At 68.5% G+C, this 21,196-nt stretch carries 22 protein-coding genes; 16 read left to right on the top strand and 6 right to left on the bottom strand.

What is annotated here, in order from left to right; genetic code table 11:
- Positions 1–147: 147 nt before the first annotated feature.
- From AC5Y7D_RS15230 to regX, 6 genes are all read left to right on the top strand, one after another.
- Complete coding sequence (locus tag AC5Y7D_RS15230; protein WP_499925321.1) at positions 148–1,464, top strand: ROK family protein; 1,317 nt, start codon at positions 148–150, stop codon at positions 1,462–1,464.
- Between the two features lie 56 nt (positions 1,465–1,520).
- The gene (gene mshA, locus AC5Y7D_RS15225) at positions 1,521–2,849 is read left to right on the top strand and encodes a D-inositol-3-phosphate glycosyltransferase (protein ID WP_499925318.1); all 1,329 of its coding nucleotides are present in this window, start codon (positions 1,521–1,523) and stop codon (positions 2,847–2,849) included.
- Positions 2,846–3,361 (top strand): type III secretion system chaperone family protein, encoded by a 516-nt coding sequence (locus AC5Y7D_RS15220; protein WP_499925314.1) that lies wholly within the window; start codon positions 2,846–2,848, stop codon positions 3,359–3,361. The genes mshA and AC5Y7D_RS15220 overlap by 4 nt, the downstream gene beginning before the upstream one ends.
- 13 nt (positions 3,362–3,374) lie before the next feature.
- Complete coding sequence (locus AC5Y7D_RS15215) at positions 3,375–4,130, top strand: phosphoglyceromutase (RefSeq protein ID WP_499925310.1); 756 nt, start codon at positions 3,375–3,377, stop codon at positions 4,128–4,130.
- A gap of 144 nt (positions 4,131–4,274) precedes the next feature.
- Positions 4,275–5,516, top strand: a complete 1,242-nt coding sequence (locus AC5Y7D_RS15210) for a sensor histidine kinase (RefSeq protein WP_499925307.1) — start codon at positions 4,275–4,277, stop codon at positions 5,514–5,516.
- Positions 5,517–5,680: 164 nt separating this feature from the next.
- On the top strand, positions 5,681–6,364 hold the full coding sequence (gene regX / locus AC5Y7D_RS15205; RefSeq protein ID WP_499925304.1) for a two-component sensory transduction protein RegX: 684 nt from the start codon (positions 5,681–5,683) through the stop codon (positions 6,362–6,364).
- 84 nt (positions 6,365–6,448) lie between these two features.
- Here regX and AC5Y7D_RS15200 read toward each other — a convergent pair whose 3' ends face one another.
- The 4 genes from AC5Y7D_RS15200 to AC5Y7D_RS15185 all read right to left on the bottom strand — a co-directional run bounded on the left by AC5Y7D_RS15200 (position 6,449) and on the right by AC5Y7D_RS15185 (position 10,052).
- Positions 6,449–6,778, bottom strand: coding sequence for a hypothetical protein (locus AC5Y7D_RS15200; RefSeq protein WP_499925302.1), 330 nt, complete (start codon positions 6,776–6,778; stop codon positions 6,449–6,451).
- Positions 6,779–6,862: 84 nt separating this feature from the next.
- Entirely contained in the window at positions 6,863–8,740 is a 1,878-nt protein-coding gene (locus tag AC5Y7D_RS15195; RefSeq protein ID WP_499925300.1) for a GMC family oxidoreductase N-terminal domain-containing protein, read from the bottom strand.
- Entirely contained in the window at positions 8,737–9,078 is a 342-nt protein-coding gene (locus AC5Y7D_RS15190; protein ID WP_499925298.1) for a hypothetical protein, read from the bottom strand. Before AC5Y7D_RS15190 ends, AC5Y7D_RS15195 begins: the two co-directional genes overlap by 4 nt.
- Complete coding sequence (locus tag AC5Y7D_RS15185; protein ID WP_499925295.1) at positions 9,075–10,052, bottom strand: tocopherol cyclase family protein; 978 nt, start codon at positions 10,050–10,052, stop codon at positions 9,075–9,077. The genes AC5Y7D_RS15190 and AC5Y7D_RS15185 overlap by 4 nt, the downstream gene beginning before the upstream one ends.
- Positions 10,053–10,124: 72 nt before the next feature.
- Between AC5Y7D_RS15185 and AC5Y7D_RS15180 the strand changes: the two genes are divergently transcribed.
- Positions 10,125–10,838, top strand: coding sequence for a FadR/GntR family transcriptional regulator (locus AC5Y7D_RS15180; protein ID WP_499925291.1), 714 nt, complete (start codon positions 10,125–10,127; stop codon positions 10,836–10,838).
- A gap of 16 nt (positions 10,839–10,854) precedes the next feature.
- On the opposite strand, the gene AC5Y7D_RS15175 is transcribed toward AC5Y7D_RS15180, so the two are convergent.
- Positions 10,855–12,657, bottom strand: coding sequence for a PE family protein (locus AC5Y7D_RS15175; RefSeq protein ID WP_499925289.1), 1,803 nt, complete (start codon positions 12,655–12,657; stop codon positions 10,855–10,857).
- Positions 12,658–12,779: 122 nt separating this feature from the next.
- Positions 12,780–13,559, bottom strand: coding sequence for a DUF3109 family protein (locus AC5Y7D_RS15170; protein WP_499925286.1), 780 nt, complete (start codon positions 13,557–13,559; stop codon positions 12,780–12,782).
- Positions 13,560–13,676: 117 nt separating this feature from the next.
- Here AC5Y7D_RS15170 and AC5Y7D_RS15165 point away from each other — a divergent pair, with 117 nt between their 5' ends.
- The 9 genes from AC5Y7D_RS15165 (at position 13,677) to AC5Y7D_RS15125 (ending at position 21,146) form a co-directional block, all read left to right on the top strand.
- Positions 13,677–14,693 (top strand): Ppx/GppA family phosphatase, encoded by a 1,017-nt coding sequence (locus tag AC5Y7D_RS15165; protein WP_499925283.1) that lies wholly within the window; start codon positions 13,677–13,679, stop codon positions 14,691–14,693.
- Positions 14,690–15,688: an Rv0497 family membrane protein gene (locus tag AC5Y7D_RS15160; protein ID WP_499925281.1), complete on the top strand. Its 999-nt coding sequence runs from the start codon at positions 14,690–14,692 to the stop codon at positions 15,686–15,688. Before AC5Y7D_RS15165 ends, AC5Y7D_RS15160 begins: the two co-directional genes overlap by 4 nt.
- Positions 15,689–15,695: 7 nt before the next feature.
- Positions 15,696–16,538: a sugar phosphate isomerase/epimerase family protein gene (locus tag AC5Y7D_RS15155; RefSeq protein WP_499925277.1), complete on the top strand. Its 843-nt coding sequence runs from the start codon at positions 15,696–15,698 to the stop codon at positions 16,536–16,538.
- A complete protein-coding gene (locus AC5Y7D_RS15150; protein WP_499925274.1) occupies positions 16,535–17,365 on the top strand; it encodes a thioesterase family protein in 831 nt (276 codons plus the stop codon). The genes AC5Y7D_RS15155 and AC5Y7D_RS15150 overlap by 4 nt, the downstream gene beginning before the upstream one ends.
- 31 nt (positions 17,366–17,396) lie before the next feature.
- Entirely contained in the window at positions 17,397–18,275 is an 879-nt protein-coding gene (gene proC, locus AC5Y7D_RS15145; RefSeq protein ID WP_499925270.1) for a pyrroline-5-carboxylate reductase, read from the top strand.
- Between the two features lie 139 nt (positions 18,276–18,414).
- A complete protein-coding gene (locus AC5Y7D_RS15140) occupies positions 18,415–18,675 on the top strand; it encodes a cell division/environmental response transcriptional regulator (protein ID WP_499925268.1) in 261 nt (86 codons plus the stop codon).
- Positions 18,676–18,768: 93 nt separating this feature from the next.
- Complete coding sequence (locus AC5Y7D_RS15135) at positions 18,769–18,870, top strand: 30S ribosomal protein bS22 (protein WP_003402602.1); 102 nt, start codon at positions 18,769–18,771, stop codon at positions 18,868–18,870.
- 67 nt (positions 18,871–18,937) lie between these two features.
- Positions 18,938–20,056, top strand: coding sequence for an SDR family oxidoreductase (locus tag AC5Y7D_RS15130; protein WP_499925266.1), 1,119 nt, complete (start codon positions 18,938–18,940; stop codon positions 20,054–20,056).
- Between the two features lie 7 nt (positions 20,057–20,063).
- Positions 20,064–21,146: a lysophospholipid acyltransferase family protein gene (locus AC5Y7D_RS15125; RefSeq protein ID WP_499925643.1), complete on the top strand. Its 1,083-nt coding sequence runs from the start codon at positions 20,064–20,066 to the stop codon at positions 21,144–21,146.
- Positions 21,147–21,196: the final 50 nt, after the last annotated feature.

Below are 21,196 nucleotides of genomic sequence, written 5' to 3'. Positions count from 1 at the left end.
TGTGTACTGCAGTGCCTCGTTCCGCACGACGACCGCGTGTTTCTACGTGGGCGCGTGTTGTTGTCGCGCACTTTGCCGCGCCTGAACTGACGCAAGTCGCGGGTGTGGCCAGGGACCCGGCCATCGGAACTCGTAAAAGGACTGCCAGTGCACTCGACTACTCTCACCCACCAATCGCACAGCCGCACCGGGCAAAACGGACAGTTGCGGGCGTATCGCCAGGTCGTGCCAGCGACGTTGCACCTGTCTGACTCCGCGGCGGCGTCGGTGTTCCGCGCCGTGCGGCTGCGCGGGCCGGTTGGCCGCGACGTCATCGCCAGCGTCACCTCACTGAGCATCGCCACGGTCAACCGGCAGGTCATTGCGCTGCTTGACGCCGGACTGCTGCGTGAACGCGCCGACCTTGCCGTCTCCGGGGCGATCGGGCGCCCGCGGGTACCGGTCGAGGTCAACCACGAGCCCTTCGTCACGCTGGGCATCCACGTCGGCGCGCGCACCACCAGCATCGTGGCCACCGACCTGTTCGGTCGCACCCTCGACACGGTGGAGACGCCGACCCCGCTCAACGCCGCCGGCCCCGCACTGACGTCGCTGGCACACAGCGCCGGTCGGTATCTGCGCCGCTGGCACCGGCGGCGCGCGTTGTGGGTCGGCGTGGCGATCGGCGGCACCGTCGACAGCCCGACCGGCCTGGTTGACCACCCCCGGCTGGGCTGGCGGCAGGCGCCCGTCGGGCCCGTGCTGGCCGATGCGCTGGGCCTACCGGTATCGGTGGCATCCCACGTGGACGCCATGGCCGGAGCGGAACTGCTGTTGGGCGTGCGCAGGTTCGCGCCGGGCTCCTCGACCAGCCTGTACGTGTATGCCCGCGAGACCGTCGGCTATGCCCTGGTGATCGGCGGGCGGGTGCACTGCCCGGCCAGCGGTCCGGGCACCATTGCGCCGCTGCCGGTGCAGTCGGAGCTGTTGGGTGGCTCCGGGCAACTGGAATCGACCGTCAGCGACGAGGCCGTGCTGGCCGCCGCCCGCCGGCTCCGGATCCTGCCGGAGACGGCGCCCGTCACCCGCCCCGGGGCCTCGACGACCGCGATGGCCGACCTACTGCGAGTGGCGCGGGCCGGTAACCTGCAGGCCAGGGAGCTGTTGTCGGAGCGGGCGCGGGTGCTCGGCGGGGCCGTGGCTCTGCTGCGTGACCTGCTCAATCCCGACGACGTGGTGGTCGGCGGCCAAGCGTTCACCGAGTACCCGGAGGGGATGGCGGACGTGGAGGCCGCCTTCGCCGAGCGCTCGGTACTGGCGCCGCGCGACATTCGGATCACCGCGTTCGGCAACCGCGTGCAGGAGGCGGGGGCGGGCATCGTCTCGTTGGACGGGCTTTACGCCGACCCGTTGGGGGCGATGCGCCGGTCGGGCGCCCTGGGCACCCGGCTGGTGGACGCCGAGGCCGAGGCCGTGGCGAAGTAGCAGTCCGGTCGGCCAGTCCGTGCGCCTGAGCTTGCGTCGCGGCGCGTCCTGTAAAGATGACAGGTGTGCGCTACTACGACGAACCCCGCCGGGTTGCCCTGCTGGCGGTGCACACCTCGCCGCTGGCGCAGCCGGGCACCGGTGATGCCGGCGGGTTGAACGTCTATGTGCTGCAGAGCGCGCTGCACCTGGCCAAGCGGGGCATTGAGGTGGAGATCTTCACCCGCGCGACCGCGTCGGCCGACCCGCCGTTGGTCCGGGCGGCACCCGGCGTGCTGGTCCGCAACGTGGTGGCAGGGCCATTCGAGGGTCTGGACAAGTACGACCTGCCGACCCAGCTGTGCGCCTTCGCTGCGGGGGTGTTGCGAGCCGAAGCCGCGCACGAGCCGGGTTACTACGACATCGTGCACTCTCATTACTGGCTGTCCGGGCAGGTCGGCTGGCTGGCCCGCGACCGTTGGGCGGTGCCCCTGGTGCACACCGCGCACACGCTGGCCGCGGTGAAGAATGCGGCGCTGGCCGAGGGGGACACGGCTGAGCCGCCGTTGCGCACGGTCGGTGAACAACAGGTCGTCGACGAGGCCGACCGGCTCATCGTCAACACCGATGATGAAGCGCAACAGTTGATTTCGCTCTACCGTGCGGATCCGGCGCGGATTGACGTGGTGCATCCCGGTGTCGACCTCGAGGTGTTCCGGCCGGGTGACCGCGCGGCGGCGCGGGAAAGGCTGGGGCTGGCGCCCGATGAACCGGTAGTCGCCTTCGTCGGGCGTATCCAACCGCTGAAGGCGCCCGACATCGTGCTACGCGCGGCGGCGCGGCTGCCGGGTGTGCGCATCATCGTGGCCGGCGGGCCGTCCGGTAGCGGCCTGGCCTCTCCGGACGGGCTGGCACGGCTGGCCGATCAGCTGGGCATCGCCTCGCGGGTGACGTTCTTGCCGCCGCAGTCGCGCGAAGATCTGGCCACCGTGTTCCACGCGGCCGATCTGGTCGCGGTGCCGAGCTATTCGGAATCATTCGGCCTGGTCGCGGTGGAGGCGCAGGCGTGCGGCACGCCGGTGGTGGCAGCCGCGGTGGGCGGGCTGCCGGTGGCGGTGCGCGACGGGGTCACGGGCACGCTGGTATCCGGCCATCAGGTCGAACGGTGGGCCGACGCCATCGACGGTTTGTTGCGGGTCAGCGCGGGCCCGCAGGGTTGGGCGATGAGGCGGGCGGCCGCCAAGCATGCCGCCGCGTTCTCCTGGGAGAACACCACCGATGCGCTGCTGGGCAGCTACCGGCGCGCGATCGACGATTTCAGCAGCGAGCGTCAGCGGCGGGTGCGCGACCTCGTCGCCAAGCGCAAGCCCTGGCGCTGGTCGGCCCGGCGGGGGGTCGGCGCGTGAGTGTCGAGCGGGTGATCGAGGACGCGCTGCGCGCCAGCGAGCTGAACTACACCAAACACGGGGGCGCGCGGGGTGGGCTGCCGGGCATCATCGTGGAGTTGCCCGGGGAGCGCAAACTCAAGACGAACACCATCTTGAGCATCGGGGAGCACTCGGTGCGCATCGAGGCCTTCGTGTGCCGCAAGCCCGACGAGAATCACGAGGGCGTGTACCGGTTCCTGCTCAAGCGCAACCGCCGCCTCTACGGCGTCGCATACACCCTGGACAAGGTCGGCGACATCTATCTCATCGGCCGGATGTCGCTGGCGTCGGTTGACGCCGACGAGATCGACCGCGTGCTCGGTCAGGTCCTCGAGGCGGTGGATTCAGACTTCAATACGTTGCTGGAGTTGGGTTTTCGATCGTCGATTCAAAAGGAATGGGAGTGGCGGGTCTCCCGCGGCGAGTCGCTGAAGAACCTGGAAGCGTTCGCGCACCTGATAGACGACGAAGACGGTGACGCGACCGCGTGAGAGACTTGCCGGCATGGGAGACACTGCCACGCTGGTGCTGCTGCGCCACGGCGAGAGCGAATGGAACGCCCTCAATCTCTTCACCGGCTGGGTTGACGTAGGGCTGACCGAGAAGGGCCGTGCCGAGGCGGTGCGCGGTGGCGAACTGATGGCCGAACAAGACCTGCTGCCCGACGTGCTCTACACCTCGTTGCTGCGCCGAGCGATCAGCACCGCGCACCTGGCGCTGGATGCCGCCGACCGGTTGTGGATTCCGGTGCATCGCAGTTGGCGGCTCAATGAGCGCCACTATGGCGCACTGCAGGGTTTGGACAAGGCGGAGACCAAGGAACGCTACGGCGACGAACAGTTCATGGCCTGGCGGCGCAGCTACGACACGCCGCCGCCACCCATCGAGAAGGGCAGCAAGTTCAGCCAGGATGCCGACCCCCGCTACGCGAACATCGACGGCGGTCCGCTCACCGAATGCCTGGCCGACGTGGTGGCGCGCTTCCTGCCGTACTACACCGACGTCATCGTTCCGGAGCTGCGTACCGGGAAAACGGTCTTGATCGCCGCGCACGGCAACTCCCTGCGTGCCCTGGTCAAGTATCTCGACCAGATGTCTGACGAGGACGTCGTCGGCCTGAACATCCCGACCGGCATTCCGCTGCGCTACGACCTGGACGCGCAGTTGCGCCCGGTGGTTCCCGGCGGCACCTACCTGGATCCGGAAGCGGCCGCCGCGGGTGCAGCGGCCGTGGCCGGCCAGGGAACGGCGAAAGGCTGACTCCCGCCGAATTCCGGCGGGGAAAGAGCCGGTTGCTAAACATCGCGTTAACGAGATGAGAACACCTGGCGCGAAGCGTGTGACTTGTCCGATTTTGGCCGCGCTCCGCTAGGGCAGCGTTCACCCGATTTGTAGGATTCGGGTGTGACTGTGTTCTCGGCACTGTTGCTGGCCGGGGTCTTGTCCGGGCTGGCACTGGCCGTAGGCATCGTGGTGGGATCCCGGCTGTCGCGGCAGGTGGGGCAGCACCGCCAGCGTGCCGCGAATGACTGGACGGGTATCACCGTCGCGCAGATGCTGCAACGAATCGTCGCTTTGATGCCCATGGGTGCGGCGGTCGTCGACACTCACCGCGACGTCGTGTACCTCAACGATCGCGCCAAGGAACTCGGTCTGGTGCGTGATCGGCAACTGGACGACGCGGCGTGGAAGGCTGCGCAGCAGGCCCTGGGCGGCGAGGACGTGGAGTTCGACCTGGCACCGGTCAGGCGACCGGGCGGCAGGCCGGGACTGTCGGTACACGGACATGCCCGATTGTTGAGTGAGGACGACCGCCGTTTTGCCGTGGTGTTCGTCCATGACCAGTCCGACTACGCCCGCATGGAAGCGACCAGGCGCGACTTCGTGGCCAACGTCAGTCACGAGCTCAAGACTCCGGTCGGCGCGATGGCGTTGCTCGCCGAAGCTCTGCTGGCTTCCGCCGACGACCCCGAGACGGTTCGCCGCTTCGCGGAGAAGGTGCTCATCGAGGCCAATCGGTTGGGTGACATGGTGGCCGAACTGATCGAGCTGTCCCGACTGCAAGGTGCCGAGCGGTTGTCCAACGTGACCGATGTCGACGTCGACACCGTGGTCTCCGAGGCAATTTCGCGCCACAAAGTGGCAGCTGAGAACGCCAACATCGAGATCCGCACCGATGCCCCCAGTGGTCTGCAGGTGCTGGGCGACCAGACGCTGCTGGTGACGGCGCTGGCCAACCTGGTGTCCAACGCGATCGCCTACTCGCCGCGCGGGTCCTTGGTGTCGATCAGCCGGCGCCGGCGCGGTGACAACATCGAGATCGCCGTCACCGACCGGGGCATCGGCATCGCCTTAGAAGACCAGGAGCGGGTGTTCGAGCGCTTCTTCCGCGGCGACAAGGCGCGGTCGCGCGCCACCGGTGGCAGTGGCCTGGGGTTGGCCATCGTCAAGCACGTCGCGGCCAACCATGGCGGCAGTATCGGCGTGTGGAGCAAGCCGGGAACCGGATCGACGTTCACGTTGTCGATACCGGCGTTCGGCTCGGCGTCCCCGGCGCCGGCATCCGAGACCAACGAGGAACCTGAGCAACTGCTCGGCCGTGACGTCCGGGCCAGGTCCCAACGAGAGGAAGAACTGAGTCGCTGATGACACCGGTAATTCCTGCTTGGCGGGGACGACCAAGCAATGAGGAGGAGCAGCGCCGATGACATGCGCGAACGACGATGCATTGCCAAGCAATGAGGAGGAGCAGCGCCGATGACATGCGCGAACGACGATGCATTGCCAAGCAATGAGGAGGAGCAGCGCCGATGACAAACGTGCTGATTGTGGAAGACGAGGAGTCGTTGGCCGATCCGCTGGCCTTTCTGCTGCGCAAAGAGGGCTTCGAGGCCACGGTGGTGACCGACGGTCCCTCGGCGCTGTCCGAGTTCGACAGGGCCGGCGCAGACATCGTGCTGCTGGATCTGATGCTGCCCGGCATGTCGGGCACCGACGTGTGCAAGCAGTTGCGTGCCCGCTCCAGCGTGCCGGTGATCATGGTGACCGCCCGGGACAGTGAGATCGACAAGGTGGTCGGCCTGGAACTGGGCGCTGACGACTATGTGACCAAGCCGTATTCGGCACGCGAGCTGATCGCCCGAATCCGGGCGGTATTGCGGCGCGGCGGCGACGACGACTCCGAGATCAGCGACGGGGTTCTCGAGTCGGGCCCGGTCCGGATGGATGTCGAACGGCACGTAGTTTCGGTGAATGGTGATGTGATTACGTTGCCGCTCAAGGAATTCGACCTGCTGGAATATCTGATGCGCAACAGCGGGCGGGTGCTGACCCGCGGCCAGCTGATCGATCGGGTGTGGGGTGCGGACTACGTCGGTGACACCAAGACCCTCGACGTCCACGTCAAGCGGCTGCGGTCCAAGATCGAGGCCGACCCGGCCAACCCGGTGCACCTGGTGACGGTGCGCGGGCTGGGCTACAAGCTGGAGGGTTAGCCCGGCCGATAGGGCGGGGGTTCCGCTGCCTGCGTGCAGCGGCCGGCCAGATGCCGTAGCGGTGCTTGCCAACGGCCACTAACTTCATGTGGCCGTGATCACGAGCCCGTCGTCGCCGTTATCGCCCTGCACTCCACCCGGTCCGCCGCTGCCGCCTAAGCCTCCGAGACCAGGTCTGACACCCCTACCCCCAAAGACGTCACCGCCTTTCCCACCGTTACCACCCGGTGTCAGGTCTGCAGCGCTGTCGCCCCCGTCGCCACCGCGGCCGCCGGTTGCCGATCCGAAGCCTTCCCTAGTTGTCCCCGATCCGCCCGCCCCGCCAATTCCGCCGGTGCCGCCATCACCGCCATCCCCTCCCGCGCCGCCGGTGGCGTTGCCGGGCATACCGGGGCAGGCCAAAGAAACGCACACGAACTCCACATCAATTGGAGGTCAATTGTTGCGCCCGGTCACGACGGGTGATCCACGAGTAAGGCCATCGACGCCGACGCAGTCCTAGCGCGCTCCCATCACCTCCTCGGCTACCGCAAGCGCCAGCGCCATGATCGACACCTGCGGGTTGACCTCAGGGCAGCTGGGCAGGATCGAAGCGTCGGCCACCCAGACCCCTCGGACGCCGCGCAACCGGCCGGCCGAATCGACCGGGCAGACCTGCCCGTCGGAGCCGGCGGCCGCGGTCCCGGTCGGATGGAAGGCGGCCAAGTGCAGGCTCCGGGGGCTGGTGCGGGCCAGCAGGTCCTGCAGTTCGGCCGCCGATTTCACCGTGGGTGCACCGGGCAGACCGGTGAGCACTTCGACCGCGCCGGCCGCGAACAGCAACCGGCCGATGGCCTGCAGCGCCACTCGCAGCTTGGCGATCTCGGCCGGCGCGATGTCATAGCGCACCACCGTCTCGCCGCGAACCGAGTGCACCGAGCCGACGCCCTGGTCGGCCACCATCGCACCGAACGTCGCCACCCGGGGCGCCTGGTCGAGCCAACGCAGCAATTCGGCGCCATAACCCGGGAACACCATCGATCCCATGCCCGGTGGCGTCGAGGTCGCCTCGATCAGCACGCCGTCGGACTCGTGGAATTCGTGTACCGCCGCGCTCTGCAGCACGCCGCGCCAGGCGTACACGTCCTCCTCGAACCGCCCGGCCAGCACCGACGCGGGATGCAGCGCGAGATTGCGGCCCAGCCGCGGATGCTGACCGATGCCGCTGCGCCGCAGCAACATCGGTGTTTCCGTTGCACCGGCTGCGACGATGACGGTATCGGCGAGGATGTCGATCACGGTGCCGTCGGGCCGGCGGGCCCGCACACCGTAGGCGCGTCCATCCCGGATCAGCACCTGTTGCACGCGCGCTTCGGAGATGATGCGCGCCCCGGCCGCGCATGCCTGGGGCAGCGCGTTGAGGTGTACACCGAATTTGGCGTTGTGGGGGCAGCCTATTGCGCACTGGCAGCACCCTTCGCACCCGGGGGCGTTGCGGGGGATGGGTGCCGCCCGCCAGCCCAGTGCCCCCGCGGCATCGAGCAGCAGGTTGCCATTGCGGCCCATGACGTCCAGCGGCACCGGGGCGACCTGCAAGGTGCGCTCGACCTCGTCCAACTGGACTTTCAGCCGGTCCGGGTCGGCGAAGGCCAGGCCGAATTCGTCGCGCCAGCGGCGTTGCACGGCATCCGGTGGGCGGAAGCAGGTGCCGGAGTTCACCACCGTGGTGCCGCCGACCGCACGGCCCATCGGCAGCACCACCGCCGGGCGACCCAGCGCGACGGTGGCCCCGGCGCCCCGGTAGAGACCGGCGTAACGGTCGATCGGGTGCGTGGTGCGGAACTCCTCGACGGTCCAGCGCCGTCCCTCCTCGAGCACCACGGTGGCAAGGCCGGCCCGAGCCAGGGTGCGGGCCGCCATCGCGCCGCCGGCACCGGATCCGACGATCACCACATCGGTGGTGACGACAGAGGCGCTGTCGGCCGATCGCGTGATGTCCAACGCTGCGTCCGGACGCACCGCGGCTTCGTTCTGGGCGCGCGAAAGTAGCTCGGCGGCATAGGTATCCGCGCCGTTGGCCAGTAGCCCGATCACCTTCATGCCTTCGACGGCGGCGCCGGCATCGGCGTTGAGCGCCGCGATGCGGTGCAGCACCTGTTCCCGTTCACCGGGCCCGAGCCGTGCCAGCGACCGGCCAGTGGTGAGATAGCTCGCCGCCGCCAGGGAGAACAATCCGGCCCGCACCGCGAGCCGCGAGGTGGCAGGCATCCGCGACAGGTAACGGTTGACCCGTTCGACGAACTCCGTCTCGGTGGGCCCGCCGTGCTCCTGCGGCAGCAGGGCGGTGCCGAAGGAGGCTATGGCGGATCGGCCGACTCGATCGGTCAGCTTGCTCATGAGCGTGCGGCCACTCGCCGCCCCAACGCCCGGCCGAGCTTGAGGAAGAACGGGTAGGTGGCGAAGATACCTCCGGCCGCGGCGTGCGCCGGCCAGTCCAGCTCCTCGGTGTTCAGGTGGAACGCGCCGGAATTCCACATGAAGTCGCGGCCGTTCTGGGCGCGGAACGGGCGCCACAGAAAGCCCAGGCCGGGAACGTTGTTGTACAGACCGAATGATCCGGCGAAGAAGACCCCCAGCACCGCGGCCTCGACGACGTCGCGCCGCTCGGGAGGCAACCGCCGCTCGATAAGCAGTCCGGAGGCGAACAGCAGTGGCGGGTCCAGGGCGAAACTCACGACAGGGTCCTTTCGTTGACGGGCGGTGCCTGCTGTCCGCGCAGGCCGACTTCGGTGTGTCCGGTGCCGAGCACCGACCAGCTGCGTTCGACCACGCGGGTGCCGTTGCGGCGGTGACTGATCTCGATGTGGACGTCCGCCTGCTCGGTGTTGGTACATACGCACGTCCCGCCGTCGGGATCGGTGTACCGCAGGCTCACGCAACGTTCAGGTGGCTGGTCGACGCGGATCAACACCGCGCGCCTACCGATGCGCCCCTCAAGTTGCCAGTGCTCCAATCCCAGCGTCGTGCGCATTCGCAGCGACGGCAGAACGCTTGCGGGCCAATCCTTTCCGTCGATCCGAAAGCGGACGAACGCCAGCGGGGCCAGCCGGTTCAGCCCGGGCTTGTGCGAAACCGCGGTGACGGCTTCCAGTACATCGCCGTCGCCGAGGTCGGCATGAATCCACCCCCACCGCCTGGCGTTGCCGTGCCCGTAGATGTGGGCGACGTTGCCGCGCCACCCGTCGAGGCAGAGGTTTTCGTCGTCGACGGTCAGCGCCCCGGCGAAGTCGGCCGTGGGGGCCGCCACCACCTGGGCGCCGGGCAGCACCTCCCGTTCCCACGCCAAGCGGGGAAACGTCCACAGCGGCGCGCCGGTGTCCTTCCACGAGAGGTTCCAGGCCAGCGACCCCGCCCGTCCGCTCAGCAATTCCGGACCCACCGCTGCGCCGGCCGCGTCGAACCACGCTGAACCCGCGGCGGGTTGGACGGGTTCGGGGCCGAAACGCTCGGTTCGGGGTGATCCCTGCGGCGGGAACCAGGCCACCCAACCGTGCGCGTACGGTGCGCCCGCTGTCGGCGCCACGGTTTCGCAGTGCACCCACAGCCCGGCGCGCGTCACCGGATCGGACAGGGTCGCATACCAGACCTCCAGGCGTCCTGGTGCGCCCCGCCAGCGCGGGGCCGCGGCCGATCGCGATTCTTCGTCCACTGCGTCTCCTCCGTCGGGGCATGTGCCGGGTTGTGGCTTCCTGACTGACAGAATACAATATTGGTTGAGCCAATGAACCAATCAACATCGATACCCCCGCCGGAGCGGCAGCGCGTCGACGAACAGATCGCCGCGTCCATCGCCGACGCCATCCTCGATGGCGTGTTCCCGCCTGGTTCGACGCTGCCGCCCGAACGCGAACTCGCCGATCAGCTGGGTGTCAACCGCACGTCCTTGCGCCAGGGCCTGGCCCGGCTACAGCAGATGGGTCTGATCGAGGTCCGGCAGGGCAGCGGCAGTGTGGTGCGGGATCCGGCGGGTCTCACCCATCCGGCGGTAGTGGAAGCCCTGGTTCGCAAGTTGGGACCGGAGTTTCTGGTCGAGTTGCTCGAGGTGCGGGCGGCGCTGGGTCCGGTGATCGGCCGGCTGGCTGCCCAGCGCGGCAATCCGGAGGATCACCAGGCGTTGGCCGCCGCGCTGGCCGCGGTCCGTGCTGCGGATACTTCCGCCGCGCGGCAAGCGGCCGACCTGGCCTACTTCCATGTCCTCATTCACAGCACCCGCAACCGTGCGCTGAGTTTGCTATACCGCTGGGTGGAAGACGCCTTCGGGGGCCGTGAACACGAACTCACCCGCGCCTACGACGATCCCGGGCCCGTGATCGCCGACTTGCAGGCGATCACCGACGCCGTAGCCGCGAACGATGCCGCGGACGCCGCCGCCGCCGTGGAGGCGTACCTGAACGCCAGCGCCCTGCGGATGGTGATGGCTTACCGGGGCTCCTGAGGCCGAAGGGCCGTCGCTAAGGCGTACCGTTCGTCCCGTACCGGCCGTACAACAGTCCACCGGTCCCGCCGGTGCCGCCCGGCGCCTGGCCGAAACCGTTCCCGCCGTTGCCGCCGTTGCCGATCAACCACGCATTGCCGCCGCCACCGCCGACCGCGTCGAAGTTGCCGCCGGTCCCTGCGTTTCCTCCGGCGCCGCCGTTGCCGATGAATTTGGCGTCGCCGCCGGCACCACCGCTGCCGACGAAGTTGCCGTTGCCCCCGGTTCCGCCGCGACCGCCATTGCCGAAGCCCGCGGCGGATCCGCCGGCTCCACCGCCGCCGCCAGATCCGTTTGCGGGTGCGTTACCGCCGAGCCCGCCGGCACCTCCAGAACCGAACAAGCCGGTGGCAGCGCCGCCCCGGCCGCCGCCGCCTGCAACCCCACCGAGGCCTGAGGCATTCCCGCCGTTTCCGCCGGTCCCCCCGTTGCCGTACAGCAGTCCGCCGTTGCCTCCGTTGCCCCCGCCCCCAGCGGCCCCGAGGCTGGTGTTGGAGCCCCGGCCGCCGACCCCGCCGTCGCCGATCAACCCACCGTTGCCACCGTTCCCGCCGACCCCGGCCAGGGCGTTGGCACCGGCACCGCCGTTGCCGAAGAAGAATCCGGCGCTGGTGCCGGACTGACCGCTGTCGACGCCGCCGTCACCGCCGTTGCCGATCAGCACTCCGGCCTTGCCAGCGGCTCCACCGGTGATGCCGAATCCACCATCGCCGCCGTTGCCGATCAAGAAGCCGGCGGTTCCGCCGTTGCCGCCGGCCCCGGGCAACCCGGTGGATCCGATGCCCGCGCCGCCGCCGGCACCGCCGTCGCCGAACAACAATCCGCCACCGCCGCCGGCACCGCCGTTGGCGGCGACGCCGGCGACGTTGCCGCCGCTACCACCGGCGCCCCCGGCTCCGCCGTTGCCCCACAACCTCCCGCCCAAGCCGCCGGCCCCCCCATTGCCGCCGTCACCCACCGTCAGTCCGTCACCTCCGTTGCCGCCGGCGCCGCCGTCGCCGAACAGCAAGCCACCCCGGCCGCCGCCGCCGCCGCTGGCGCCGGCCCCGCCGGCACTGCCGCCGCTGCCTCCGTTGCCGCCGTTGCCGCCGGTGCCGAAAAGTCCGGCGGCACCGCCCGCACCGCCGACGCCACCGATGTCGCCGGGGCCACCCCTGCCGCCCGCGCCACCATTACCGCCGCTGCCGAACAATCCGCCGGCCGCGCCGTTACCGCCGGCACCGCCGGGGGCTTGGTTCCCGCTGTTCGCGCCCGCCCCGCCGTTACCGCCTCGGCCCCACAGCAGGCCGGCGGCCCCACCGTTGCCGCCGGGGCCGGCGGCACCCTGGTTGAGGGTCCCGGAGCCACCATTTCCGCCGTTGCCGATCAATATCCCGGCGTCTCCGCCGTTTTGCCCGCTGCCTGCCGGTGCTGCCGCGCCGTTACCGATCAGCGGGCGACCCAGCAGGGTCTGGGTAGGGGTGTTGATGGCGTCCAACAGAAGCTGCAGGGGTCCGGTGTTGGCGGTCTCAGCGGTGGCATATGACGCCGCGCTTCTCGTGATGGCCGCGACGAATTGCTCATGGAAAGCGGCGGCTTGGAGGCTCAGAGCCTGATAGCTCTGCGCTTGTCGACCGAATAGCGCCGCCACCGCTGTCGACACTTCGTCGGCAGCCGCCGGCAGCAACCGCCTTGTCGTTGCCGCCGCGGCGTTGTTGGCTATCTGGATGGTTGATCCAAGTCGAGCCAGATCGCTCGCTGCCGACGCCACCAGATCGGGGCTGGACACCACAAAAGACACGGTCGACTCCCTATCCGGTGGTCCAGGCGCAACCCGAATCGGCCCGGAGCCAGTCGTGCGATATTAGCGTCGACAGGTCGGCCGGTGATTCGTTTGAGCCAACCTGCTCGGGTATTGGGCCCCTACTCGGCGGCCCGGGTCGCCGGGTGCACTGCAATGAGCCCTAATTGGCTGCGGCGCTTGCACATTGCGGCCAGCTCCGCATAGGCCTTCGCGCCGAGCAACTCGGTGAGTTCGTCGGCGAGGCTTTCCCAGACCTGCTTGGCGCCCACATGGGCGGCCGGATCGCCGGTGCAGTACCAGTGTAGGTCGGCACCGCCCGAACCCCAGCCGCGGCGGTCGTATTCGGTGACGGTGGTCTTGAGGATCTCGGTGCCGTCGGGCCGGGTCACCCACTCCTGACTGCGCCGGATGGGTAGCTGCCAGCACACATCAGGTTTCATCGACAGTGGTGGCACGCCCAGCTTGAGGGCTTTGCTGTGCAGTGCGCAGCCGACCCCGCCCGGAAACCCGGGCCGGTTCAGAAAGACGCACGCGTTCTTGTGTTTGCGGGTGCGGTACTGCGGTTCGCCGTCGTTCTCGTCGAGCTCCAGGTACCCCTTGCGGCCCAGGCCTTTGTCACGGAACTGCCAGTCGTCCTCGGTCAACTTCTGCACCGCGTCGTCCAACCGGGCGCGGTCGTCGTCGTCGGACAAGAAGGCGCCATGAGAGCAGCATCCGTCGTCCGGGCGGCCCGCCACGGTGCCCTGACAGGCCGGGGTGCCGAATACGCACGTCCACCGGGACAACAGCCAGGTCATATCGGCCGCAATCAGGTGTTCGGGATTGTCGGGGTCCAAGAACTCCACCCACTCGCGGGTGAAATCCAGATCCACCTCGTGTCCCGGCCGCCAGTTCGCCACGGGTGCAACGTTAGTCCACGATTGCGGCGACCACCGGCTGCGTTGTCGGTGTGGCCGCCCCGCGCCGCGTCACGGCCCGAGATGTGCGTGCAGCGGCCGCCCGACTACCTTGAATCCGTGCGATTGGGCGTGTTGGACGTGGGCAGTAACACCGTCCACCTACTGGTGGTGGATGCGCACCGTGGTGGGCACCCGACGCCGATGAGTTCGACGAAGGCCACCTTGCGCCTGGCCGAGGCGACCGACAGTTCCGGCAAGATCACCCGACGCGGCGCCGACAAGCTGGTTTCCACCATCGACGAATTCGCCAAAATCGCCATCAGCTCCGGCTGCGCGGAGTTGATGGCCTTCGCCACCTCGGCGGTACGTGATGCCGAGAACTCCGACGACGTGCTGGCCCGGGTGCGCAAGGAAGCCGGCGTCGAGTTGCAGGTGCTGCGCGGCGTCGACGAGTCCCGGCTGACGTTCCTGGCGGTGCGGCGCTGGTTCGGGTGGAGCGCGGGACGCATCATCAACCTCGACATCGGCGGCGGCTCGCTGGAGGTCTCCAGCGGTGTCGACGAGGAACCCGAGGTCGCGATGTCGCTGCCGCTGGGTGCCGGGCGGTTGACCCGCGAGTGGCTGCCCGACGATCCGCCCGGGCGGCGCCGGGTGGCGATGCTTCGGGACTGGCTGGACGCGGAGCTGGCCGAGCCGAGCGCAACCGTGCTCGAGGCCGGCGAACCCGACCTGGCGGTCGCGACGTCGAAAACGTTCCGGTCGCTGGCGCGTCTCACCGGAGCGGCTCCGTCGGCGGCCGGTCCGCGGGTGAAGCGGACGCTGACGGCCAACGGCCTCAGACAACTCATATCTTTCATCTCTAGGATGACGACCGCTGACCGGGCAGAACTGGAAGGAGTCAGCGCCGAGCGGGCGCCGCAGATTGTGGCGGGTGCTCTGGTGGCGGAGGCGAGCATGCGAGCGCTGTCGATAGAACAGGTGGATATCTGCCCGTGGGCGCTCCGGGAAGGTCTCATCTTGCGCAAACTCGATGCCGAAGCCGACGGAACCGCACTGGTGGAGAATTCGGTGCGGGATGCTGGATATCAGGTAGTTGATCGGAACGCGCCCACCCGATCGAGAGGCAAACCATGACCGGACCGGATTCCGAGGACACCAAGCAGATCTCGGTGGCCGAACTGCTGGCCAGGAATGGAACCATCGGTGCCCCGGCGGTCACCCGCCGCCGCCGGCGCCGGCGCGGTGACGACTCGGTGACAGTAGCCGAATTGACCGGCGAGATTCCGATCATCCGGGATGACCCGCCGGCGCCGCGGGCCGTCGCGCCGCCGCAGACCGACAGGGAAGTCCCGGTCGCCGAGCCGCCGCCGGCGCCTGCGGCCGAGCCCGTCGTCGAGCAGGTCTCCGAATCGGCCGCCGGCAGCACAGCGGAATCGCCCAAGACCGTGTATTGGGCCGAGCCCGAACCACGCTGGCCGAAATCCGAACCGCTCGCCACGCGCCGGACCGGGCCCGAACGCAGCGAATACCCGAGGCCGGTGCGCCACCTGGAAGAGGTGGGCGACGCCGACGGGCAGTCCGGCGCCGAGGGGATGAGTCCGGATCCGGTGGGGCATTACACCGACGCCTCGGTGGACGTGATGGACGACGAGGTGCGCGAGGCGGAGTCGGCGGTCGAGGAATCGGCGTACGCGGGCTCCTATCTGCAGGAGGCGGCAGACGGTAGCGAACGCACGCTGTTCGGCGGACAGTCGATCGCCGATGAGGTCGCCCGCCGGGGCGGTGAGCGCAAGGCCGCCGGGGAGCACGACCTAGACGCTGATGCTCAGGCCCCTTCCCGCCGGTCGGGGGGCACCCTGGCGGCACTCGGTCGCGGCGCGTTGACCGTGCTGCAGTCCATCCTGGCCGTTGCCTTCGGCGCCGGCCTGTTCATCGCATTCGACCAGCTGTGGCGGTGGAATTCCATCGTCGCGCTGGTGCTTTCGGTGCTGGTGATCCTGGGTCTGGTGGTCGGCGTCCGGGTGGTCCGCAAGACCGAGGACATCGCCAGCACGTTGATCGCGGTCGCGGTGGGTGCGCTGATCACCCTCGGACCGATGGCGCTGCTGCACACGGGTCAGATGCTCTAGACAGACAGTGCGCCCAGCAATCAAAGTCGGCTTGTCCACGGCCTCGGTGTATCCCCTGCGAACCGAGGCTGCGTTCGAGTATGCGGCCAGACTCGGCTACGACGGTGTCGAGTTGATGGTGTGGGGTGAGTCAGTCAGCCAGGACATCGACGCCATCGGCCGGTTGTCTCGGCGCTACCGCGTGCCGGTGCTGTCGGTGCACGCGCCCTGCCTGCTGATCTCCCAGCGGGTGTGGGGCGCCAATCCGATCGTGAAGTTGGACCGCAGCGTGCGCGCCGCCGAGCAGCTGGGAGCACAGACCGTGGTGGTGCACCCACCCTTTCGCTGGCAACGGCGTTATGCCGAGGGATTCAGCGAACAGGTCAAGGCTCTGGAAGAATCCAGCAGCGTCATGGTGGCCGTGGAGAACATGTTCCCGTTCCGCGCCGACCGGTTCTTCGGCAGCGATCAGAGCCGGCAACGCATGCGCCGGCGTGGCGGCGGGCCCGGTCCGGCGATCTCGGCGTTCGCGCCGTCCTACGACCCGCTGGACGGCAATCACGCGCACTACACGCTCGACCTTTCGCACACCTCCACCGCCGGCACCGACTCGCTGGAGATGGCGCGCCGGATGGGCACCGGGCTGGTCCATTTGCATCTCTGCGATGGCAGCGGCCTGCCGGCCGATGAGCATCTGGTTCCCGGCCGCGGCACCCAACCGACCGCCGAGGTGTGCCAGATGCTGGCCGCGAGTGATTTCACCGGTCACGTGGTGCTGGAAGTGTCCACCTCAGGCGTCCGGTCGGCCGCCGAGCGCGAAGCGATGCTCATCGAGTCGTTGCAGTTCGCCCGCACCAACCTGCTGCGATGAGCGCGTTGTTCTCCGCCGCGATGGCGTTGCGCGAAGTCGACTCCGGGCCGAACGGTCCGGTACTGGAGGGCACGCTCGACCAGAACTGGACCATCGGCCCCAAGGTGCACGGCGGTGTGATGGTCGCGCTGTGCGCCAAGGCCGCCCGGACCGCGTTCGGCGGGGACAACCTGCACCCGGTCGCCGTGTCGGCGAACTTTCTGTCGGCACCCGACCCGGGACCGGTGCGGCTGGTGACGTTCCTGCGCAAGCGCGGTCGCCGGATCACCGTGGCCGATGTCGAGTTGATGCAGGGCGACCGCACCGCGGTGCACGCCGTCGTCACACTCGGCGAGCCCGAACATCATCTTCCGGGCGAGAGCGAGCCGCTGCTGACGGCGAATCCGGTGCTGGATCTGATGGCTCCCGAGCCGCCGGCCGATCTGGCGCCGATCACCGCCGGCCACCGGTTGGGCGGGCTGGTGAACCTTGGCGCCGGCTGTGATATCCGGCCGCTGCTTTCCACGATGGAAACCGCCGGCGACGGGCGGCCCCCGGTGATCCAGATGTGGGCCCGTCCGCGCGACGTCGCTCCCGATGCAGAGTTCGCGTTGATGTGCGGCGATCTGTCGGCTCCGGTGACGTTCGCCGTGGACCGCACGGGCTGGGCGCCGACCGTTCAGCTCACTGCCCTGCTGCGGTCCCTGCCGGCCGACGGGTGGCTGCGTATCGTCGCCACCTGCGTCGAGATCGGGCACGACTGGTTCGACGAGGACCATATCGTCGTCGACGAGCTGGGCCGCCTGGTGGTGCAAGCGCGCCAGCTGGCGATGGTGCCTGCCCGGTAACCGGGCCGCGCTGTCTGGAATGCTTTCCGGCATGGCGAGAATCGCGATCATCGGCGGTGGCAGCATCGGTGAGGCTCTGCTGTCGGGCCTGCTGCGGTCAGGGCGGCAGGTGAAAGACCTCGTGGTGGCCGAACGCATGCCGGATCGGGCCAAGTACCTGTCCGACACCTACGGCGTGCTGGTGGTGACCTCGGTCCGGAACGCGGCCGAGAACGCGACCTTCGTGGTGGTCGCCGTCAAGCCGGCTGACGTCGAGGCGGTGATCGACGACCTCGCCGACGCGGCCGCAGCGGCCGAGCACGACAGCGCCGAGCAGGTGTTCGTCACGGTTGCGGCGGGCATCACCCTCACCTACTTCGAGTCCAAGTTGCCGGCCGGAACGCCGGTCATCCGGGCGATGCCCAACGCGGCGGCGCTGGTCGGCGCCGGGGTGACCGCGCTGGCCAAGGGTCGCTTCGTCACCCCTGCCCAGCTCGACGAGGTCTCCGCGCTGTTCGACGCGGTCGGCGGGGTGCTCACGGTCTCCGAGCAGCACCTGGACGCGGTGACTGCGCTATCGGGCTCGGGCCCGGCCTACTTCTTCTTGCTGGTCGAGGCCTTGGTCGACGCCGGCGTAGCGGTGGGTCTGAGCCGCCAGGTGGCCACCGATCTGGCGGCGCAGACCATGGCCGGGTCGGCGGCGATGCTCTTGGAGCGGATGGATGAAGGGCGCCGGCCGGTCGACGGCGAGCCGATCGGGCTGCGGGTGGACACCTCGCCGGCACAGCTGCGGGCCTCGGTCACCTCGCCCGGCGGTACCACGGCGGCCGGCCTGCGTGCGCTGGAACTGGGCGGATTGCGGGCGGCTGTCGACGCGGCGGTACAAGCTGCGAAAAACCGCTCTGAACAGCTGAGAATTACATCCGAATAATTCAAGATTTTTGAACCGATTGTCTCTCACCAGTACCAGTAACCCCACTAGTCCCGCTATTCTCCTTGTGTATGCCCGTGTGGGTGCCAGCGGAGGGGAAGCCGTTGGCATTGCGTGGGCCTGACACGATTGGGTTGCGATGACGTCAACGAATGGGCCGTCGGCACGGGATTCTGCAGGTAAAGCGGCACGCGATGCCGGTCCGGCGGACGCTGCGCAGTCCCGGACACAATTCCTCACGGTCGCCGAGGTTGCGGCGCTGATGCGGGTGTCCAAGATGACGGTGTACCGGTTGGTGCACAACGGTGAGCTGCCCGCGGTTCGGGTGGGGCGGTCCTTCCGCGTCCATGCCAAGGCCGTCCACGACATGCTGGAGACGTCGTACTTCGACGCCGGCTAGCCGCTCCGGCCGGTTTGGTGTTGTGGGCCTGCCGTTCGGTAAGGTGGCGGGGTCCATTTGTGGCCTTTGACGGCCGGTGAGATAGCGGAGTTCATGGGTTCAGTAATCAAGAAGCGGCGCAAGCGTATGTCCAAGAAGAAGCACCGCAAGCTGCTGCGTCGCACCCGGGTGCAGCGCAGAAAACTTGGCAAGTAAGTTCTGCCCGCGCGAACCGACGCCCGTCCGTAACGCCTCCGCTCCTTCTCGTCGCTAGGCTGTCAAGGTGGATTCGTCGAACGGCCAGGACGATGGGGGCGGCACCGCCGGCGACACCGTGCACTACCCGAAGGTGGTGTTGGTCACTGGGGCGTGCCGGTTCCTGGGCGGTTACCTGACGGCTCGCCTGGTGCAGAACCCCCTGATCAACCGCGTCATCGCGGTGGACGCGATCGCGCCGAGCAAAGACATGCTGCGCCGGATGGGCCGCGCGGAGTTCGTCCGCGCCGATATCCGCAACCCGTTCATCACCAAGGTGATCCGAAACGGCGACGTGGACACCGTGGTGCATGCCGCTGCCGCGTCGTACGCGCCACGCTCGGGCGGTACCGCGGCGTTGAAGGAGCTCAACGTGATGGGGGCGATGCAGCTGTTCGCCGCCTGTCAGAAGGCGCCCTCGGTACGCCGCGTGGTGCTGAAGTCGACCTCCGAGGTGTACGGCTCGAGCCCGCACGACCCGGTCATGTTCACCGAGGACAGCAGCAGCCGTCGGCCCTTCCGCGAGGGCTTCGCCAAGGACAGTCTCGACATCGAGGGATACGTGCGCGGGCTGGGCCGGCGCCGGCCCGATATCGCGGTCACCATCTTGCGGTTGGCCAACATGATCGGCCCGGCAATGGACACCTCGCTATCGCGTTATCTGGCGGGGCCTTTGGTGCCGACGATGTTCGGCCGCGATGCCCGGCTGCAGCTGCTGCACGAGCAGGATGCGCTGGGCGCGCTGGAGCGTGCGGCGATGGTCGGCAGGGCCGGCACCTTCAACATCGGTGCCGACGGAATCATCATGTTGTCCCAAGCGATTCGCCGTGCCGGCCGAATTCCGTTGCCGGTACCGGGATTTGGGGTATGGGCTCTCGATTCACTACGACGTGCCAACCGGTACAACGAGATCAGTCGCGATCAGTTCGCGTATTTGAGCTACGGCCGCGTGATGGACACCACCAGGATGCGTTCTGAACTGGGTTATCAACCCAAATGGTCGACGGCGGACGCGTTCGACGATTACCTGCGCGGGCGCAACTTGACTCCCATAATCGACCCACATCGGGTACGCTCCTGGGAGGGTCGTGCCATAGCTTTGGCGCAGCGCTGGGGTAGCCGTAGTCCCATTCCTTGGTCGGGGTAGTGAATAGATTTGGGTAAGAAACGTGGCGGGTGAGCCCAGAGCGAATGTTATTCCACTGCACAGCAATCGGGGTCGTGTAGCGGCGCGTCGCCGTGCCGATCAACGTACGGAGGCGTCGCGTCAGCACCCGTCATTGATCGCCGATCCGAGCGGACGTGCAACGGCCGAAGAGGTCGCCGCCGTCGTCCGCGAGATCGACGAGCACCGCCGGGCGGCGGGCGGCTCGTCGGCCGGCGAGGTCCCACTCAACGATGTAGCCCAGCGTGTGGCCGCGGTCGCCGGTTTCCTGCGGCAACGCCTGATCGGCGACTACAGCGTCGACGAATTCGGGTTCGACCCGCATTTCAACGACGCGATCGTCCGGCCCCTGCTGCGGTTCTTCTTCAATTCGTGGTTCCGGGTCGAAGTCAGCGGCATCGAGAACATCCCCAGCGATGGTGCGGCGTTAGTCGTCGCCAATCACGCCGGAGTGCTGCCGTTCGACGGCCTGATGCTGTCGGTGGCGGTGCACGACGAGCACCCGGCGCAGCGCGACCTACGCCTGCTGGCCGCGGACATGGTGTTCGACCTGCCGGTGGTGGGGTCGGCGGCACGCAAGGCCGGGCACACCATGGCCTGCACGGCCGACGCGCACCGGCTGCTGGCTGCCGGTGAGCTCACCGCAGTATTCCCCGAGGGATACAAGGGCCTGGGTAAGCGCTTCGAGGATCGCTACCGATTGCAGCGGTTCGGGCGCGGTGGCTTCGTTTCGGCCGCGTTGCGCACCAAGGCGCCGATCGTGCCGTGCTCGATCATCGGGTCCGAAGAGATCTACCCGATGCTCACCGATGTGAAGCTGCTGGCGCGGCTGTTCGGCCTGCCGTACTTCCCGGTGACACCGCTGTTTCCGTTGGCCGGTCCCGCCGGGCTGGTGCCGTTGCCCTCCAAGTGGCGGATCGCGTTCGGCGAGCCGATCCACACCGCCGATTACGCCCCGGGCGACGCCGACGACCCGATGGTCACCTTCGAGCTGACCGACCAGGTGCGCGAGACCATCCAGCAGACGCTGTACCGGCTGCTGGCGGGGCGTCGCAACATCTTCTTCGGCTGACCCGGGACGCCACCAAACGTAAACCGCCGCTGCGACTTTCGTGAGTCGCA

This window comes from Mycobacterium sp. NGS49 (assembly GCF_059812565.1).
This window is presented reverse-complemented; position numbering and strand designations above follow the sequence as displayed.

Bases quoted from the DNA above. Each gene is read 5' to 3' on its own strand.
- AC5Y7D_RS15140 (WP_499925268.1), top strand. From the start codon at position 18,415: ATGACGTCAACGAATGGGCCGTCGGCACGGGATTCTGCAGGTAAAGCG.
- AC5Y7D_RS15160 (WP_499925281.1), top strand. From the start codon at position 14,690: ATGACCGGACCGGATTCCGAGGACACCAAGCAGATCTCGGTGGCCGAA.
- AC5Y7D_RS15195 (WP_499925300.1), bottom strand. From the start codon at position 8,740: ATGAGCAAGCTGACCGATCGAGTCGGCCGATCCGCCATAGCCTCCTTC.
- regX (WP_499925304.1), top strand. From the start codon at position 5,681: ATGACAAACGTGCTGATTGTGGAAGACGAGGAGTCGTTGGCCGATCCG.
- AC5Y7D_RS15150 (WP_499925274.1), top strand. From the start codon at position 16,535: ATGAGCGCGTTGTTCTCCGCCGCGATGGCGTTGCGCGAAGTCGACTCC.
- AC5Y7D_RS15215 (WP_499925310.1), top strand. From the start codon at position 3,375: ATGGGAGACACTGCCACGCTGGTGCTGCTGCGCCACGGCGAGAGCGAA.
- AC5Y7D_RS15135 (WP_003402602.1), top strand. From the start codon at position 18,769: ATGGGTTCAGTAATCAAGAAGCGGCGCAAGCGTATGTCCAAGAAGAAG.
- AC5Y7D_RS15180 (WP_499925291.1), top strand. From the start codon at position 10,125: ATGAACCAATCAACATCGATACCCCCGCCGGAGCGGCAGCGCGTCGAC.
- mshA (WP_499925318.1), top strand. From the start codon at position 1,521: ATGACAGGTGTGCGCTACTACGACGAACCCCGCCGGGTTGCCCTGCTG.
- proC (WP_499925270.1), top strand. From the start codon at position 17,397: ATGGCGAGAATCGCGATCATCGGCGGTGGCAGCATCGGTGAGGCTCTG.